This window comes from Tunturiibacter gelidiferens (assembly GCF_014201335.1).
GTDB classification, from domain to species: Bacteria; Acidobacteriota; Terriglobia; order Terriglobales; family Acidobacteriaceae; genus Edaphobacter; species Edaphobacter lichenicola_E.
Genome location: NZ_JACHEB010000001.1, coordinates 142,820 through 160,636, shown reverse-complemented (window position 1 = coordinate 160,636; position 17,817 = coordinate 142,820). Strand labels below are relative to the sequence as shown.

At 54.2% G+C, this 17,817-nt stretch carries 14 protein-coding genes; 4 read left to right on the top strand and 10 right to left on the bottom strand.

The features are described 5' to 3' along the window. The first annotated feature begins 68 nt into the window (after positions 1-68). Both HDF14_RS00655 and HDF14_RS00650 read left to right on the top strand, forming a co-directional pair. Complete coding sequence (locus tag HDF14_RS00655; protein WP_183972566.1) at positions 69-2,276, top strand: bifunctional rhamnulose-1-phosphate aldolase/short-chain dehydrogenase; 2,208 nt, start codon at positions 69-71, stop codon at positions 2,274-2,276. A 15-nt stretch (positions 2,277-2,291) separates the two neighbouring features. Beyond that, positions 2,292-3,737, top strand: a complete 1,446-nt coding sequence (locus HDF14_RS00650) for a rhamnulokinase (protein ID WP_183972564.1) — start codon at positions 2,292-2,294, stop codon at positions 3,735-3,737. Positions 3,738-3,743: 6 nt separating this feature from the next. Here the strand turns inward: HDF14_RS00650 and HDF14_RS00645 are convergent, their stop codons facing one another. The 10 genes from HDF14_RS00645 to HDF14_RS00600 form a co-directional block, all read right to left on the bottom strand. Then, positions 3,744-4,298, bottom strand: coding sequence for a TetR/AcrR family transcriptional regulator (locus tag HDF14_RS00645; protein WP_183972562.1), 555 nt, complete (start codon positions 4,296-4,298; stop codon positions 3,744-3,746). Between the two features lie 394 nt (positions 4,299-4,692). Further along, complete coding sequence (locus HDF14_RS00640; protein ID WP_183972560.1) at positions 4,693-6,090, bottom strand: dihydrolipoyl dehydrogenase family protein; 1,398 nt, start codon at positions 6,088-6,090, stop codon at positions 4,693-4,695. A gap of 100 nt (positions 6,091-6,190) precedes the next feature. Beyond that, a complete protein-coding gene (locus HDF14_RS00635; protein WP_183972558.1) occupies positions 6,191-6,757 on the bottom strand; it encodes a DUF417 family protein in 567 nt (188 codons plus the stop codon). Positions 6,758-7,014: 257 nt separating this feature from the next. Further along, on the bottom strand, positions 7,015-8,052 hold the full coding sequence (locus HDF14_RS00630; RefSeq protein ID WP_183972556.1) for a zinc-binding alcohol dehydrogenase family protein: 1,038 nt from the start codon (positions 8,050-8,052) through the stop codon (positions 7,015-7,017). A gap of 31 nt (positions 8,053-8,083) precedes the next feature. Further along, positions 8,084-8,854, bottom strand: a complete 771-nt coding sequence (locus HDF14_RS00625) for an SDR family oxidoreductase (RefSeq protein WP_183972555.1) — start codon at positions 8,852-8,854, stop codon at positions 8,084-8,086. A 94-nt stretch (positions 8,855-8,948) separates the two neighbouring features. Continuing rightward, on the bottom strand, positions 8,949-9,650 hold the full coding sequence (locus tag HDF14_RS00620) for an alpha/beta fold hydrolase (RefSeq protein ID WP_183972553.1): 702 nt from the start codon (positions 9,648-9,650) through the stop codon (positions 8,949-8,951). Next, the gene (locus HDF14_RS00615) at positions 9,647-10,606 is read right to left on the bottom strand and encodes an alpha/beta fold hydrolase (protein ID WP_183972551.1); all 960 of its coding nucleotides are present in this window, start codon (positions 10,604-10,606) and stop codon (positions 9,647-9,649) included. The genes HDF14_RS00620 and HDF14_RS00615 overlap by 4 nt, the downstream gene beginning before the upstream one ends. A 545-nt stretch (positions 10,607-11,151) precedes the next feature. Beyond that, positions 11,152-12,414: an ergothioneine biosynthesis protein EgtB gene (gene egtB, locus HDF14_RS00610; protein ID WP_183972549.1), complete on the bottom strand. Its 1,263-nt coding sequence runs from the start codon at positions 12,412-12,414 to the stop codon at positions 11,152-11,154. A 311-nt stretch (positions 12,415-12,725) separates the two neighbouring features. Beyond that, positions 12,726-14,864 (bottom strand): sigma-54-dependent Fis family transcriptional regulator, encoded by a 2,139-nt coding sequence (locus HDF14_RS00605; RefSeq protein ID WP_183972547.1) that lies wholly within the window; start codon positions 14,862-14,864, stop codon positions 12,726-12,728. Between the two features lie 296 nt (positions 14,865-15,160). Then, positions 15,161-15,700, bottom strand: coding sequence for a carboxymuconolactone decarboxylase family protein (locus HDF14_RS00600; RefSeq protein ID WP_183972545.1), 540 nt, complete (start codon positions 15,698-15,700; stop codon positions 15,161-15,163). 110 nt (positions 15,701-15,810) lie between these two features. Here HDF14_RS00600 and HDF14_RS00595 point away from each other — a divergent pair, with 110 nt between their 5' ends. Both HDF14_RS00595 and HDF14_RS00590 read left to right on the top strand, forming a co-directional pair. Then, on the top strand, positions 15,811-16,641 hold the full coding sequence (locus HDF14_RS00595) for an AraC family transcriptional regulator (protein WP_183972543.1): 831 nt from the start codon (positions 15,811-15,813) through the stop codon (positions 16,639-16,641). Between the two features lie 262 nt (positions 16,642-16,903). Continuing rightward, on the top strand, positions 16,904-17,686 hold the full coding sequence (locus tag HDF14_RS00590; RefSeq protein ID WP_221304499.1) for an MIP/aquaporin family protein: 783 nt from the start codon (positions 16,904-16,906) through the stop codon (positions 17,684-17,686). Positions 17,687-17,817: the final 131 nt, after the last annotated feature.

Sequence of the window (17,817 nt, the reverse complement as noted above, 5' to 3'; positions counted from 1 at the left end):
TGCCGTATTGGTGTTTCGTGTGGAATGATGATCCTGGCGTTTCAGTAGCCGGTACGACGGGGGAATGTATGACAGCACAGAAGGGTCTTCGTGTTCTTGAAGATCGTTGGGATGAGGCGGTTGCGGGAACTTTGGATGGGCCGGAGCTTTTGAGATACCGGTCGAATCTGTTGGGATCGGACCTGCGGATCACGAACTTTGGCGGAGGCAATACAAGCTCGAAGCTGGATCATTCTGACCCCCTGGATTCGAGGCCAATGCAGGTTCTCTGGGTGAAGGGGAGTGGCGGCGATCTCGGGAGCATCAAGCGCACTGGGTTCGCGACTCTTTACTTGGAGAAGTTACTGTCATTGGAGAGGGTGTACCGCGGCGTCGAGTTGGAAGATGAGATGGTTGATTTGTACCCCTTGTGTACGTTTGGGAATAACCCTGTAGCCGCATCTATTGACACTCCTCTCCATGCGTTTCTGCCGTTTGCACACGTGGATCATTTACATCCGGACTGGGGGATCGCGCTGGCCGCGTCCGCGAACGGGAAGATCAAAATGGAGGAGTTTAACAAGGAATTCGGCCACAAGTTGGTCTGGTTACCCTGGCAGCGACCGGGCTTCGAGTTAGGGATGATGATGCGGGAAGTCGTCGAAGCCAGCCCCGGTTGCGATGGAGTTGTGCTGGGTGGCCATGGGCTGTTTACATGGGGGGATACGCAACGCGAGAGCTATCTGAATACGATCATGATCATCGATCAAATAGGACAGTTTATCGAGCGGCATGCGTCGGTCGCCGGGCACAAACATTTCGCTGGTGCCCGGGTAAAAAGTCGCGAGGATCGCGCAGAGATTGCGCTGCGAATCATGCCGTATCTGCGTGGAGTTGTTTCGCGAAAGCAGCGATGGATCGGGAACTTCAGCGATGCATCAGAGGTTTTGGAGTTTGTGAACTCTGCTCAGGCAGAGAGGCTGGCTCATCTGGGAACAAGCTGCCCGGATCACTTCATCCGCACTAAGATTCGTCCGATGTTTATCAAGTGGAATCCAGAGGGTGACCCTACTGAATTAGAGGAGTTGATCGACATCGCCCTGGAGACGTACCGTGCGGATTATGCGGAGTATTACAGCCGTTATGCGGTGAAGGAGTCGCCCGCGGTGCGGGATTCCAGCCCGACAGTAGTGCTGGCGCCGGGTCTGGGCATGTTTAGCTTCGGAAAAAATAAAGCTGAAGCGCGGATCACGGGCGAGTTCTACATTAATGCGATTGGTGTGATGAAGAGCGCCGGTGCTCTTGGGACTGGAGAGGATTGCAAGGAGATCCCTCAAGCTGGTCCAGCTGCGACAGCGGATCAATTTACAGTTTATGAGAATTACGTGGCGCTGCCTCCCAGCGAGGCCTTTCGGATCGAATACTGGAAGCTGGAGGAGGCAAAGATTCGACGCCAGCCACCGGAGAAAGAGTTGAGCCGGCGGATTGTTCTCGTCGTCGGCGGAGGTAGCGGGATTGGTCGCGAGGTTGCGTTGTTGGCGGCTGAGCATGGTGCGCACGTGATGGTAGCGGACCGCGACGTGAGAGGTGCGGAGGCCGTTGCGCTTGAGACCGCGGCAATCTCAGGCAAGGAGGCAGTGGGATGGACGAGCATCGATATTCGGGACCGCAAGGCGATCAAAGCTGCGCTGGATGCGACGATCAAACAGTTTGGTGGCATCGACATTCTAGTCAACACGGCGGCGCTGTTTCCATCCTCGCCGGATGGAGTTATCAGCGATGCTCAATGGGCATTGACGTTGGAAGTTAATGTTACGGCCAACTATCTGTTGACGGACGAGGCTGCGAAGATATTTGCGCAACAGGGAATCGACGCCAGCGTCGTGCTAACCAGTTCGGCGAATGCGGTTGTCGCTAAGCGAGGGAGTGAAGCTTACGACGTTAGTAAGGCAGCTCTGAGTCATCTGGTGCGGGAACTGGCGGTCACGCTTTCTCCTCATGTGCGAGTTAATGGCATCAGCCCCGCCACCGTCGTAAAAGGCTCAACGATGTTTCCGCGAGATCGAGTAGTTGCTTCTTTGAAGAAATATAAATTGCCTTTCGACGACAAGAGCTCCGACGATGAACTACGAAATGTGCTGGCCCAGTTTTATGCAACGCGGACGCTGACGCACCAGCCCATCGATCCCAAGGATTGCGCGCGGGCGATTCTGTTTCTTGCGGGACCTCAGGCGCGATGCACGACAGGGCATTTGATTCCGGTTGACGGAGGCTTGACCGAGGCCTATCTGCGATGAAGGCGGACGCCTGACATGCTGCTCTTGCCTATAGACCAGCGGGCTTTGATTGCGGTAGACCTGGGTGCCGAGAGTTGCCGCGTTTCGCTGCTCCGCTGGGTGGAGGGGAATGCGCTGATTACGCTGGTGCATCGTTTTGCGAATGCTCCGCGTGAGGTGTACGGCGAACTTCGCTGGGACCTGACGATGATCGAGGCGGGGCTCGATTATGGACTCCGAAAGTGCGCGGAGATTGCAAGAGAGGGTGTGCGTTCCATTGCGGTTGATGGTTGGGCAGTGGACTACGTGTGGGTGGATACAGATAGTAAGGCGTTGGCTGATCCGTTCTGCTATCGCGATCAGCGAACCCTAGATGCAGAGTGGTCTCTGCATCGAAAGATCAGTCCCCGGAGGTTGCGGGAATTGACCGGCATTCAATTGATGCGAATTAACACCCTGTATCAGCTTCATGCAGATGCTTTGCAAAGACAGCTGAGTGAACTGCAGTGGCTGAATCTACCGGAGTATATTTTGTCGCGATTGGGTGGAGCGCGTGTGGCCGAGCATACGAATGCGACTCATACACAGATGATGGAGTTAGATCGTCGGCAGTGGTGTCCGGAGATTTTCCAGGCTGCTAATCTGGATCTTGCATGTGCGCCACAATTGGTCCCCCCAGGAACCGAAGTTGGTCGACTGACTGGGCCACTGGCAGAGTTGCCAGCTTTTCGGGATACCGTGCTGATTGCGCCAGCCTGCCACGATACTGCTTCGGCGATTGCCGGGATACCGGCGACCGGAGATGACTGGGCGTACATTAGCTCGGGTACATGGTCGTTAGTGGGAACGCTGCTGGAGGAACCGAGAAACGATGCGGCAGCTCGCGAAGAGAATTTTACGAATCTTGGGGCTGTGGGTGATCGAATCTGCTTCCATAAGAATGTGAATGGGATGTGGCTGATTCGTCAGTGCATCGAAAAATGGGGCGAGGATGGCCGCGTTTGGACAGTTCCCGAGATTGTGGCAGCGGCTGAGGCGGCAGTGAAGCCAGATGGCCTGTTAGATGTCGATGATGCTGACCTGCTGCTGGCTGGGCAGATGCCGCAACGTATCAATGGCCAACGGGTGCGAAAGGGTTTCGTTCCTTTTGACGAAAGCCCAGAGAATGCTCCCGAATTTGCGAGTCTCATCTTCCATAGTCTTGCGGCTCGGTATGCGAGTGTGCTGGAGCGAGTAGCATTTCACAGCGGGAAGAAGTTGAGTCGACTGTTTGTTGTTGGGGGCGCGAGCCAAAATGATTTTCTGAATAGGCTAACCCAGGAGGCAACTGGATTGGAGTTGTTTAGGGGATCGGCCGAGAGTGCAACACTGGGAAACTTCGCGGTGCAACTTGCGGTGTTAGAAGGCAAGCGCGATGCTGTTACGGGGGCGTCTGCGGAGCTGGTTTCGCAGTGGGCTAGCCACCTGTCGAGTCCCTTATGAAAAGCGTCAAACGCTTCGCAATATCTGCATAAAGCTCTCGATCTTTCGTGCTCCTGCCGTCTTGGTTGTAGCGAGGTTCTGTTCAAGGCTGGTGCCAATAAAAAAGGTCATCACGATATCAGCAAGCGAGCCCGCCGGCATGCGCGGTCGCTCCGCCTCGATGTTCTTAACGAGGAGTTGTCGCAGGGGCTTGAGGCTGTTCTGCACGATGCCATGAGCTTCCCTCGGGAGAATCGCGAACTCTCTCATTGAATTTGTGGCGAAGCACCCCTTCTGCCCCTCGACGCATTTGAGTGCCACATTAAGGTACCTGCGAACATTATCCCAGCCAAGTGGTTCGGTCGTGAGCGTGTCCTTAATCTCGCTCGTCTCGATGTAGTAGCGCAGGGTCTCAAGAAAAAGATCGTCCTTATCTCGAAACTCTGCATAAAGACCCGACTTGTTGACCCCCGTTGCCGCTTCGAGATCCTGAAGGGTCGTATCTGCGAAGCCATGTTCCCAGAAAACGGGAAGGGCTTTTTCAAGGACCCCTTGACGGCTGAAATTTCTAGGACGAGCCATACCTGATCCTCTTCCTCCTTGATGATGTCTTCACAGCGCTACCCGCTATGCTGATACCTCTCCGACTAAAACCGGGAAGGATGCACTCACTATTATGAACCATTTAGTTCTAGATGCGTTAAAACCAGATATGGATATATTCTCCGAAACGCTCAATGATCTGAGCGCGATGGATCCTATCCCGGTCGAGCCGGACATGATGGGAGCCCTGGAACCGAGTGAGGTGTCCCCTCTGCCGTGGAAATGCTTCGATTCAAAGCACGTAACCCTACGTTGGGGGAACGATACATGTTCACCGCTTGTGCCGAGGAAAACGACGTGGGTTCGACATGGGTTCCACGGGTTAAATTCGGGGACACTCCCAATCAGAGTGTTTGATTTTTGTCGCATTCTACTATGATGATGCGCTGGAAAATAGGGAGATCAATCCCTCCGGAATCGTCGGATGTGCGAGGACAGCCTCTCGAAGTGAGGTATAGGGCATCCCTCCGAGCATTGCAATCTGCACGCACCCCATGATCTCGCCCGCACCCACGCCGAACGCTACAAACCCGAGAATGTGATCGCTGTCACGCGCTACCAGGCACTTTAGGAATCCACGGGTTTCCATGAGACTCCGCGCTCTGAGCATGGACGTCATCGGGATCTTGAAGAGACAGTAGGCAATCCCCTTTGCCTTTGCCTCCTTCTCGGTCATCCCAACGCGCGCCAATTCAGGGTCTGTGAATAGGCAGAACGGTACCTGCCTACCGGTGGTCACTCGGTGCCCGCCGAGTATATTGTCACGGACAACTCGAAAGTCGTCTTCGCTGATGTGTGTGAATTGTGGGCTTCCTGCAACCTCACCCACCGCCCAGATTCCCGGAGCGGTCGTCTCAAGGCGCTCGTTTACTTTGATATATCCGCGCTCTGTCACTTCCACTCCGGTAAGTTCGAGCCCAATGTCTTTCGTGTTTGGTACCCGTCCAGCTGCGACTAAGATATGCGTGCCTTCCAGTGACTTCGCCACTCCGTTTTGTTCGAGAGTGACACGGACCGACTGTCCTGATACTCCAGAGATGCTTTTGATCTTTGCGTTCAAAACCAGATCTACGCCTTCGTCCTTGAGGAGGCTCCCCAAACCCTCGATGACGTCATCGTCTTCACTGTGAAGAACGCAATGATTACGATCTAAGAGGGTGACTTTGCTCCCGAATCGGCGCATCGCCTGTGCGAACTCTAGCCCAACGTGCCCGGCCCCAAGAACGATCAAGTGTTCGGGCACGACATCGAGTTCAAGGGCTTCTACGTGGGTCAACGGCTGAGCTGACCTCAGCCCAGGAATGTCTTCGACCACCGCGTGCGTCCCTGTACCGATCACTACATTTTCGCCGCGCAGCAACCGTTTTGTTCCATCCGACAATGTGGCCTCGAGCGTCTTTGGGCCAACAAACTTTCCTGACGCCATGATCAGTTCCGCGCCGCTTTCTTTATAGAGAGCGAGATGAGTGTCTACGAGCCCTTGGACCATCTTGCGTTTTCGATCTCTGACAGCGGGCATTTTGATGCGGAAACTGTCGATGCTGATTCCGAAGTCCTCGCTGCGCCGAACATAGTGAGCGACCTGCGCACTATGAACGATATTCTTACTGGGAAGGCATGCGATGTTTGGGCACGCTCCGCCGACGTACTTGCGTTCCACTACCGCGACGCGCCGACCTTGCCCGGCGAAGGTCCAGGCCAGCAGTTTCGAACCTGCGCCGCTACCAAGAATGACGAGATCGTAAACTTCCGGTTGTGATTGAGGATCCATATATGCCGTTCTCCGTTGCAGGTGATGGATTAGAGAAACTCCGCCTGTGCATTCCTGTGCCAGGGACTTCCCGTTTTTTACGATGACCTATCGTTCGTGGTTAGCTTTCATTTTCGGAAACGGCAGCTTGTTTTCCGAAGTAGCTGATCAGGTATAGGGACACTCCAAGGGCTATCACATCCTTAAAGAGGAACAGGCCCAGAAAACTCATGTACCCTATGCCGTTAACGTGGGTAATTGTGCCGGGAGTAGTGATGATCATAGTGCTGGTTGTAAAGAACATGCCCGTTGCGATGAGCCCACCCAGGATGCCGGCTTTAGGCTTGAAATAGCCTGTAAACATCAATAGAGCGGCAATCCACTCGGTGAGACCGATTATGTCGGAGCCGACGTAAGGGCCGAATAATTTAAAGTGCCACCAGATCAGCGGGCTGTTGGAAACCAGTGGAATGATGCCTTCGGCGCCGGGCCGAGTCATTTTGAAAGATCCTGCCCAAAGAAGCATAACAATCATGCCGATATTGCTGACAAGGAAAGGGATCTTACGATCACTTATCCACGCAGCCAATTTGGTCAAATTACTTTTAGCTTGATTTGAGAGATCAGCAGAAGAAACCAAGTCTTCTCTCTCCAAATTAGTTTCTTGTCCTGTCGAGACGCGACTCATACTTACTTCTCCCTTACTAAGATTGATCCGATTGCTGCAATCCAAATACCAAGTCTCAATGCCTCTTCTTTGTGACAGGCTGTCGAGCTAAGTCTCTTCTGCTCCGTAGTAATCGCCTTGCATCATTCAAAGAAGTTCGATCTCCTGTAGTCAAAGCCACGACAGATGTTTGCCAATGACGAATCTTAGTTCTGCCGCTTGTCTCGGCGGCCGTCTTCGTCATAAGTCATGCCCTTCGAAGTTTGAGGGACTTGCGCTCAGAGCTTGACCACCATCTTTCCGTGCGCCTCATTTGCCTCCATCATGCGATGGGCCTCACGAATGTCTTCGAAGCGGAATACCCGGGACGGTTTCGCATTGAACCTTCCTTGCTCGACCTTGCTCGCGATCTCCTTGAGTGGAACATCTGAAAGCGGGAAGCCTGGTGTACCAAAGACGAAGCTGCCGAAGAAAGTGAGGTACACACCGCTCGCCATCTGCAATAGCGGGTTGAAGTCCGATATGGGAGCCAGGCCTCCGAGCCATCCTGCGAGGCAGGCTCGTCCTCCACGGCGCAAGATCCGGAGAGAGTCGAGGATCACACTGTTTCCCACGAGATCGAGAATCGAGTCGATCTGCTTCGCCTCAGTGATACGCCACGAAAGATCCGGTCCCTCCAACTCCCCCCGATGAGCGCCCAGATCTTCCAGCTTCTTGAATCGATCTCTGCTGCGTGTTGTAGCGATGACCTTTGCACCCGCGTCTACCGCCATGTTGAGCGCTGCAAGACCGAATGAGGACGTGGCGCCACGAATGAGCAAAGTCTGGCCCTTCACAAGCTCTAAATTACGAAAGAGACATGTCCACGCAGTGGCGTAACTCTCGGGAAGCGCCGCGAGCTCCTCCCAAGGAAGATTAGATTCGATCTGCGCTACGGCGCCGACAGTAGCGCGAGTGTACTCGGCATAGCTTCCATTGATGGTCCTCCCCAGTCCACCCATCAAGGCGACTACCTTACTGCCGACTGCAAACTCCCCACCTGGGCACGATTTCACGATACCCACGCATTCGATTCCGCTCACAGGAGCTGCTTCAGCCCATTCTCCTCTACGCATGTGCATCTCGGCGTGGTTGATCCCAAATGCCTTGATCTGAATGACGACGTGGCCAGGCATTGGTTCAGGTTCGGGAATGTCCTTAATGACCAGGCTGTCCAGACCGCCAAAGTGGTCGAGTACGATGCACGCATGATTTCTCCTTTCTACTCGGCGTATTTCGCTGAGGCGTGCAGTGTCCGGTTCAAACCCGGTTAGCATTCAAAGAGCCACAGCGGGAAATGAATTCCCATCAGATACCTTTGACTTCGCCGCCATCCATCCGCACGGAAGCTCCTGTCAGCCACTTCGCCGCGGGTGAAACCATATACGCCATCAAGTCGGCAATTTCTTCCGGTTTGCCGAAGCGAGCGATACCGGCTTGTTCCGGAAACTTCTGCATCGCCTCTTCCACCGTAAGGTTGTGAGCTGGCGCCCACTTCTCAAAGAAAGATTGCCTGCGCCCAGTCATCACAGCACCTGGCACGACGCTGTTGACCTGTATTCCGTCCTTGATGCCTTGCTCCGCGAATGCTTTTGCGAGTGCGATGATCGCAGCGTTAACCGCAGCTACCGCTGCGAAGCCAGGCTTTGGATCAAGAGCGGCACTTCCGGAGATAAAAACAACCGACCCGCCTGAAGCCTTCAATGCATCCCAGGCTCGTATTGTTAGACGACGTGCGCCATGGAGCTTCAATGACATGCCGTCTTCCCATTGAGCATCGGTCATTTCGAACAAATCGATCTGCGGAACAGCTCCAGCAATATTAAGCAGCGCGTCGATTCTCCCGAACCGTTCGAGAGCCGCCTTTACAAGAATCTCGGGCGACTGAGGATCGCGCAGGTCGAGCGCACAGATCAGCGACTTGGTCCCCGTCGCATTAACAGCGGCGGAGGTCTTTTGTAGCTCGTCCTGATTCCTTGCTGCAAGTACTACGGCTGAAAAATCGCGTGCCAGCCGCAATGCAGTGGCACGACCGATTCCCTGACTTGCGCCAGTCACTATAGCGACAGAGTTGAGCATCGTAAAAGCCTTTCTTTTGCAGGACACATGTTTCCGTTGAGCGTGTCCCATGTTTTCTGCGCAGAGAAGAGCTGACACTCCTCTTCACAAGCACTTATCGCCCGATCGTTTCATGGGCCGCTTCCAGGATTACTTCAACCACGAGATCTGGGGCGGTAAGCATTGGAGAGTGGTCCACCTTATGCGACCGTATCTTGGCATTCATACGATCAGCCATGAAACGCTGCGTCTCCGGACTGATCATTCGGTCCTCTTCCGCAAGAAGAAACCACGACGGTTTCGTCTTCCATGCGGGATTAGGGGCTTTCTCCTGAATGCATTTCACTGCGATCGGCCTCTGAATCGCAGCGATGATCGTTGCTTGATCTTGCGGAACCTTGTGAGCGACCGCTCGGCTGAAACCCTCTTCCGGCATCCAGATAACGCCATGCTCATCAGGTGCGAGGCGCGGAGCCTCCGGATGCGGTTCAGCGCGGTAAAACACATCCGCAACTGTTTCACCCTCGTCTGGCGCCAGGGCTGCAACGTATACCAGGGACTTGACGCGATCATCATGCTGTCCGGCGATCACCGCACCTCCGTAGGCGTGCCCAACGACTACCACTGGTCCAGTCGTCCTCTCGATCACTCGCGCGAGAGCCGTTATGTCGTCCGTAAGCGAAGTAAGGGGGATCGGTGCACACGTAATCGTGAGTCCGTGCCGCTTCAAGGGCAGGATGACATTTTGCCAACAGGAGCCGTCAGCCCACGCTCCGTGAACCAATACAACAGTAGCCGCTGAAAGAGAAGAATTCATCGCAGGCTCCCACGGTCCGTTTGGGAGGCACCATTCGCCCCTAAGAACTCTCTGATCGCAGCAGCTATTTCCACGGAATGTGTCTCCGTTGCAAAGTGCCCTGTATCCAGAAACTGAACTTGCGCGTTCGGTAGGTCTTTTCGAAATGCCTCGGCTCCGGCAGGGACGAAGAATGGATCGTTCTTGCCCCAGATCGCCAGCAACGGCGGTTTCGACTTCCGAAGATACTCTTGAAACTTGGGATAAAGCTTGACGTTCGATGCGTAATCGAGGAACAGATCAAGCTGAATGTCTCTGTTGCCCGGCCTTTCAAGCAAAGCAGCATCCAGCGTGTAGGACTCTGGATGCACGCTTTCCGGGTTCGTAACACCGTGCGTGTACTGCCATCGAGTTCCTTCCAGATTCAAGATGTTTTGCCGGACCACTTCTCGATTCTCTGATGTCGGCGCAGACCAATAAGTCCTGATCGGTTCCCACGCGTCGCCGAGTCCCTCTTCGTAGGCGTTGCCGTTCTGCGAGATGATCGCTGTGATCCGTTCCGGGTGGCTCATTGCGAGACGAAAGCCCGTCGGAGCCCCATAGTCAAAGACGTAAATCGCATAATGATTGAGACTGAGAGCATCAGTGAAAGCCTGCACGGTGTTTGCCAACGCGTCGAACGAATAGGTGTACTTTCGCTTCTCGGGTACCTCTGTAAACCCAAATCCCGGAAGGTCCGGAGCGATCACTCTGTAGAAATCCGCGAGGCGAAGCATGAGGTCACGGAACATGAAGGATGACGCGGGAAAACCATGGAGCAAGAGCAATACAGGTGCCCCCGCATTGCCGGCCACACGGTGGAAGATCTGGATTCCGTCCGCTTCCATTCTATGTACTGATATCACCGGCACGTTTGACCGAGAACTCGATGGATGACCATTCGCCGCGGATATTGGAGGCTTGGCGGTCTGTTCCATAAAAACTTCTCCTCATGTTTCGCTAGTTTGGTTGATGTGAACGATTTGGCGGTGGGCGCCTTGCCCGTAGAGCAAGGCCTCCCCCTTCAGCGTGAAGCAGAATGGCTCTTACCCGGCCGATGATTATTACGTGTCGGGGATGCGACGGCAGCGGACCTCCCGTCACAGCGCGATGTCGAACGGTAGTCTCGACAGCAATTACTGTGGCGGCCCTTCACGTATTAAAAGACTTCGGTTCATGACGTCTGTCCGTGCAACCAGATGGCCAACGTCGATCCTCATCAGCGCGAAAGCTAAGTCATCCAGGTGTAAAGGGATAACTTCATGCGTGAGTCAAAAGGAAGGCGTTCGGATGACAGATTCGTGACGAAGATCCAACACTGACAGGATTTGGTCGGCGAAGTCGTCACGAAACCAGGTTTGCTGGATCTCGGACTGTCGACTGCGTTCTAAATTGGAGGCATAGGAGAAACTTCGCGAACGGCCGTACTCATCCAGAATGTCTCGGGCATCATCTACGCTTCGGCACTCAACTTCGGAATCTTTCAAATTGCCAAACGAATACCTGTGAACTGCCAACGCATTGCCGGGTGAATGAAATTGCGATAAGTCGCACGTATGTGATCCGCCGGTGTGACGCACGAACCCCCGCGCACAATCATCTGACTAGACATGAATTTGCCGTTGTACTCGCCCAGCGCACCGGGAAGTGGTTTATACCCCGGATAACCGGTGTGGGGGCTGGCAGTCCATTCCCAACAGTCTCCAAATAATTGTTCAAGACCCGCGCCATTCGCTCTCGTAGGATGTAGCCTGCCAGTATCGAGCAGATTTCCATGTCGGCGTTCCTTGATCGCAGCTGACTCCCATTCTGCCTCGGTCGGAAGGCGACAGCCACGCCAGCGCGCGAATGCGTCAGCCTCGAAGAAACTGACGTGACATAACGCCGTGTCAAGCAGACCAGCAAGTCCGTGCCACCCTTTTAGTGTGAAGACGCGCCACCCGGTTGCGTCGGTGGAATCGCGTTCCCAATAGAGTGGCGCTTCCCAGCCCGCTTGTTGCACAGAATCCCAGCCGTCAGAGAGCCAGAGTTCGGGGCGTATATAACCGTCATCGGACATAAACTCCAGATAATCACGGCAGGTAACCATGCAGCTCGCAATCTGGAACGGCTCCAGATAAACCTTGTGGCGCGGCGTCTCGTTGTCAAAACAGAAGTCCAGAGGATCCCCAGCGTTCAACGGATAACCGATTCCAGTGAGCCCACCTTCAAAGTCGAACCATCTGAGCTGATAGGCCGGATGGGTGCGTTCTTTGGGCATGGGTGCAGATCCGTAGGACGGCCCGATAGGATTCGAGAAGAATGCATGCTTAATGTCAGTCAGTCCTAATTCCTGGTGTTGCTGTTCATGATTCAGACCTAACAGGATGCGCCGTGCTACCTCTTGGTCAATGGAGCAGGAAAACAATCTTTCCATCTCCTGATCAACGTGGGCGCGGAAAGCCAGAATCTCATTGAGCGTTGGCCGAGAGAATGCCGCGCGCAACTTTTTCGCGGAAATCTTCTCTCCGAGCGAGATGTAATAACTGTTGAAGAGGCGATGAAACTCATCTCGAAAGGGTCTGTAGCCGGGCAGAAATGGTCGCAGTATGAAAGTTTCGAAGAACCATGTGGTGTGGGCCTGATGCCATTTCACGGGACTCGCTTCAGGGCATGACTGGACCATCTGATCTTCGGCGGACAGATTCGCTGCAAGAGATCGCGTCATTGTGCGCACGGCTTTGTATTTCGATTCGAGAATCGACATGGTCAGGTCTGATGCGCCCGAATTCTTAGGTCAGGCCCGAGCCTCACGATCAAGATCCACTTAAACTCGACAGTAAGCGCGCGGAAAAGTCAGCTACGATTCCCCGTGCAATCAACTTGCCATATAAGAACTATGACGAAACAAAACTGGGAAGTGTTAAGTTGCCTGTCTGCAAAGTGTTGGGTCGGTAAGCGTCCGGGCATATCGCATTGTCAGTGACAAATCCGTGGCCGATGCCCGTCACTGACGGGTTGCCGTCGCGAAACTTGTCGCGGCATGTAGCAAGAAGGTCAAACCTAACGTATCCGGTTCTAGACGGTGATCTTCTGTCGAGACGGGGACGGACGGACTATCCCAAGCTTCCGCATTCTGTAAGTCAGGGTGGTGCGCTTGATTCCCAGTCGCGCAGCCGCGCCATTCTTGCCACCCACGAGCCAATCACTTAGTTCGAGAGCGCGGACGATATGATCCCGCTCCAATTCCTCGAGACCAGTCATCGGCAGATTTAGCCCGGTCGGAGCACAGAAAGGCTCCAATTCGGATGTGGGCGCCCGCAAGATCGTGTGAGGTGAGAGAATCACTGCGCGCTCGATGAAGTTCTGTAATTCGCGAACGTTTCCTGGCCAACGGTATCGCAGCAGCGCAAGCATTGTTTCCGAAGGGATGGAGTCGATCTTTTTGTTCATCCGTCGCGCGTAGAGCGCAGTGAAATGCCAGGCCAACTTCGGAATATCCTCCGTGCGTTGCCTCAGGGCCGGAACGCTGATCGGGAACACTTTCAGCCGGTAATACAGATCCTCACGAAATGTCGTCTGCTTGATCATGGCTGTCAAATCACGATGAGTGGCCGCGATCACGCGAACGTCAACCTTGTGAGTATGATTGCTTCCGAGTCTCTCGAATTCCTGCTCCTGCAGAACGCGTAACAATTTTGTTTGAAGTTCAAGAGGAATATCGCCGACTTCATCAAGAAAGAGCGTTCCCTTGTTCGCGAGCTCAAAGCGCCCTGTTTTTTGCGCAATCGCTCCGGTGAATGCTCCCTTTTCGTGCCCAAACAACTCACTTTCAAGCAGCCCCAGCGGAATCGCAGCGCAGTTCAATTTGACAAAGGAACGTCCTCGGCGACTGCTCAGATTATGAATTGCGCGCGCAATAAGTTCTTTACCGGTTCCCGTCTCGCCGAGAATCAGTACGCTTGAATCGGTAGGCGCCACTGTGGACACCAGATCCAAGGCGGTCTTCAGTGCGGGACTGCTTCCTATGATTGCCCCGAACTCGCCCCGAATCTCCTCCTCGAGATAAAGTCTCTGCTTCGCTTCCTTGTCTCGATCCGAGATCGCTTTTTCATATTCCAACGCGTTCTCGACGGCAGTAGCAACTTGACGAGCAACCTGTTCGAGAAAGGAGATGTCATCTTGTTTGAACGTTCTCTCTGATCGGTTTAACGCTGTCAACACGCCTATTGCACCCCCCTTGCCCATGAGTGGGAGGCAGCACCCTGACACCAGGCCTTCATCTATTACACGTTGAAAGGTAAGTTGACTTGCGGTATTTCCGGAAGTTTCAACGTTAGAACCAACCTGTTCGAAGTTTTCGAAACATTGAGCTGTGCCGGTCCGGAAGGCTTTGCCACAGATGGAGCCGTCGTTAGGTATGGTCGTCCCGTCGCACAGAAAACCTCGTGCTTCGGGGTTGTAAAGCGTAGTGACGCGCAGCCCCCCGCCATCGGAGTCGGGTAGGAGCAACGCGCAAAAATCACACCGCGTCACTCTCAGCAGATCAGTAGACAACGTCTCCACCAAACGACGCATGTCTAACTTCGATGTCATACTGTTAGTTATTTCCAGAAGCAGCCGCAGCCGATTCCGTTCGAGATGCAATCTTTCTTCATTCAGGTGGCGCTCAATTGCAATCCCGGCAATATGACTCGCGTTCTCGATCATCTTCAGATCGGAATCATCAGGGCTACGCACTTCACGATAATGAATGGCGAACGTTCCTAGGGTTTGACCCTCGCTCGTAAACAACGGCCGCGACCACACCGCACGAATTCCAAAAGGCAAGAGCCGGTGACGATAATGATCCCAAATAGGATCTTCAAGAACGTCACTTGCATATACTGGCTGCCTTCGATAAACGGCTGTGCCGCAAGATCCTCCCTGGGGGCCAATAAGCATCGATCCTGTCTCGCTGATGAATCCGGGAAGGCTCGGCGCCGCCGCACAATGAAGTTGCTTTCCATCATCGTCCGGTAGCCAGATTGTGCACAATGTGCCGTCGCCACGAGATTCGACCGACTGAGCAATAATTGTGAGCACCTCGGGCAGCGGAGATCCCGCAAGAATCAACTTCAAAATGTTGAGCACGGCCCCACCGGAACCCAGCCCTAACTCATTGAGTGCACCCTTGTTGCTCAATTCCAGTGGTGGGGACTGCGTCGTTGACTCCATCGGTTCTTCTTTCTCATCGCCACTCCTTAACAGGAGAACATGCCACTCGCGCGGAGTGTTCAATACTTCAATATTAGTGTCGGATCGCACTATGACACTCGTCAACATGGGCTTCGTCAGCCATGCTTCGTGCGGGCGATTCTCAGCATACGCTCAGCCGTTGAACAGAGACAACGCCTCAAACGCAGAGTTGTAAACCGCGTCGCGACGAGAGTGGCGAACGATGTTCGTCACTCTCGTTCGTTGTCTTTATCCCGTCCTTCCCTTCGTGGCCGCCGCAAACCAATTCATCCGCATCACAGCTTCACCTCGACCACTGGGAAGTCGATCTCGCTACCGGCAAGTTCATTAGCGTAGTTGGTCAACGTATTCGCCGCGACGTTGGCAACGATTTCCATCATCAGGCCGTCATCGATCCCCGCCTTCCGCGCGTCCGCGATATCCTCGTCGGAAACATGACCGCGCTGACGAACGATCTTCTTCGCGAACGATGCCAGGGCACGTTCAAAGGGATTCACGCCGTCTCCGGCACGCGCCATCAGGACATCTTCCTCGCTCACACCTTCAGCCTTCGCCTTGGCCGTATGCGCCGAGAGGCAGTACTGGCACTCGTTCTCCTGGCCCACAGCCAGGGCCACAATCTCCCGTTGAGCGGCAGAAAGCCGGCCACGCGAAAGCGTCTTCGACAGCGACAACAACCCATCCAAAGCCACGGGAGCATGCGCCAGCGTGGCAAAGAGGTTAGGCACCATCCCCAAGGTTGCCTTCACCTGAGAGAGCGTAGTAGCAACTTTGGCATCGACGTTGGACGAAACTACAGGAACAATACGGGACATGATCTTCTCCAATCTCCGGCGGTGCTTTTGGACCCTACCGGGAGCATCTCTGAAGATGAGACGATACTTATTGGCAATAAGAGTATCGTTGGAATATCTTATAGTCTCGTATGGATAGCCTGGCTCCATTCTTCGAACGATTCTCCCTCTCCGCCCGAATGTTTTACTCAGGACGACTCTGTGGCATCTCCCCTAACCTCGACGAACAGGCCGGTTATCTTCATGTGCTCCGAAAGGGAACCCTGACGGTCACTCACCCTAACGCTCGACCGCTGGTCCTCGATACTCCAAGCATCCTGTTCTTTCCTCGTCCCCACCAGCACCGCGTTCGGGGCTCAGAAGAAGAGGGGGCAGAACTCGTCTGCGCGACCGTTGAGTTCGGCGCCGGAATGATGAATCCCCTTATCGCCTCGTTTCCAGAGCCATTCTTGGTTCCCCTGAACGTTCTTCCCGAACTTGCCCCGGCGCTCGCGCTCTTGTTCGCCGAATCTACCTCCGAGTTTCCCGGCCGGCAGACTGCTCTCGATCGTCTCTTCGAATACGTCCTCGTCCTCCTCATACGGTCCGCTCTGAATGCCCACCTGGTTAACAGTGGTGTCTTGTTGGGGCTCGCCGACGAACGTCTGGGCAAGGCGATCGAAGGCATGCACAAACACCCTGAAACTAACTGGTCGCTGGAGCAGCTGGCGCAATCCGCAGGCATGTCACGCGCGCGCTTCGCCGCCCACTTCCGCAAGGTCGTCGGCATGACGCCATTTGATTACCTGACGGACTGGCGCTTGGCAGTTGCCCAGACGATGTTGCGCAAAGGCAACTCCCTGAAGCTCATCGCAGCCGCGGTTGGATATGCAAATGCAACAGCTCTAACGCGAGTCTTTACGCAACGTGTAGGAATGTCTCCTACGGAATGGCTCGCTCGTAGCCAGAAACACGGGAAGTAACTCGGCGTACGTCTGCTCTGGCGTGAGATAGGAGCTGAAATAGATCGCCGGAAAATTCACATGTGATGTTCCCTCGACCGCGACGAGGGTAGCGACCAACATTCGTCAGTGTCGGCCATCCGTCGCGACTTCGTCACCGGGATCAAAGTCTCTCGGCTCCTCTCAAAAATGGATCTTGCCAGTTCAGAGCAACTTACCTCTGCGCTCATCTCTGAGCGAGAGCGTTTTGCTTTTGGCATCCCAGATGCAAAACGAAGAAAGGATGAATGCAGTCGACAGCTTACGTCTCCACTGGCCCGAGTACTTCATGGAGGCCGTCGGGCTGGCTTTATTCATGCTTTCTGTTTGTATATTTGCGACCTTGTTGCAACATCCAGCTTCGCCGGCCCGACACATTATCGTCAGTCCTATCTTGCGTCGGGGACTTATGGGTTTGATGGTGGGGACGACGCTCGTCGCGATTATCATGACGCCGTGGGGCAAGCAGTCTGGTGGTCATTTCAATCCGGCAATAACCTTTACCTTTTATCGGCTGGGCAAGGTGAAGTTGTGGGACGCGGTGTTTTACGCCACTGCACAGTTCTCTGGAGCAGCGAGTGGCGTCGCGATCGCAGCGGTCTTCCTGCACAACGTGCCGCAGAACGAAGCTGTCCGCTATGCGATGACAGCGCCGGGTGTGTTCGGCAACTTAGGTGCATTTGTCGCCGAACTGATGATCTCGTTTACTCTGATGAGCACCATCTTATTTTTATCCAATCACAGGTCACTGGCACAATTCACACCCTATTTTGTTGGCGCATTGTATGCAACGTACATAACCTTCGAAACGCCGCTATCAGGAATGAGCATGAACCCTGCGCGAACGTTTGGGCCTGCACTCTATGCCACCGACTGGCACGCGGTTTGGATATATTTCATTGCGCCGACGTTTGGCATGCTCGCCGGCGCTGAGCTGTTTTTACGAACTCGCAGGGGCGCCGTTCCCTACTGTGCGAAACTGCACCACGCCAATGACCAACGCTGCATCTTCCATCACGAAATATGAAACAGCGAAGATCAGGATCGTTTCCGTGGCAACTACTCAATTCATTGCCTCCGACAAATCGAGTCTGCCTTGCCATAAGGTGGGACCTCAGTCATAAGGACAATATAACGTCATTGCCGAATAAGCGAGTG

Coding starts and splice junctions, on each gene's coding strand:
- HDF14_RS00635 (WP_183972558.1), bottom strand. CDS start 6,757: ATGAGTCGCGTCTCGACAGGACAAGAAACTAATTTGGAGAGAGAAGAC.
- HDF14_RS00590 (WP_221304499.1), top strand. CDS start 16,904: ATGAATGCAGTCGACAGCTTACGTCTCCACTGGCCCGAGTACTTCATG.
- HDF14_RS00625 (WP_183972555.1), bottom strand. CDS start 8,854: ATGCTCAACTCTGTCGCTATAGTGACTGGCGCAAGTCAGGGAATCGGT.
- HDF14_RS00620 (WP_183972553.1), bottom strand. CDS start 9,650: ATGAATTCTTCTCTTTCAGCGGCTACTGTTGTATTGGTTCACGGAGCG.
- HDF14_RS00600 (WP_183972545.1), bottom strand. CDS start 15,700: ATGTCCCGTATTGTTCCTGTAGTTTCGTCCAACGTCGATGCCAAAGTT.
- HDF14_RS00645 (WP_183972562.1), bottom strand. CDS start 4,298: ATGGCTCGTCCTAGAAATTTCAGCCGTCAAGGGGTCCTTGAAAAAGCC.
- HDF14_RS00595 (WP_183972543.1), top strand. CDS start 15,811: ATGGATAGCCTGGCTCCATTCTTCGAACGATTCTCCCTCTCCGCCCGA.
- HDF14_RS00650 (WP_183972564.1), top strand. CDS start 2,292: ATGCTGCTCTTGCCTATAGACCAGCGGGCTTTGATTGCGGTAGACCTG.
- HDF14_RS00655 (WP_183972566.1), top strand. CDS start 69: ATGACAGCACAGAAGGGTCTTCGTGTTCTTGAAGATCGTTGGGATGAG.
- egtB (WP_183972549.1), bottom strand. CDS start 12,414: ATGTCGATTCTCGAATCGAAATACAAAGCCGTGCGCACAATGACGCGA.
- HDF14_RS00605 (WP_183972547.1), bottom strand. CDS start 14,864: ATGGAGTCAACGACGCAGTCCCCACCACTGGAATTGAGCAACAAGGGT.
- HDF14_RS00615 (WP_183972551.1), bottom strand. CDS start 10,606: ATGGAACAGACCGCCAAGCCTCCAATATCCGCGGCGAATGGTCATCCA.
- HDF14_RS00640 (WP_183972560.1), bottom strand. CDS start 6,090: ATGGATCCTCAATCACAACCGGAAGTTTACGATCTCGTCATTCTTGGT.
- HDF14_RS00630 (WP_183972556.1), bottom strand. CDS start 8,052: ATGCTAACCGGGTTTGAACCGGACACTGCACGCCTCAGCGAAATACGC.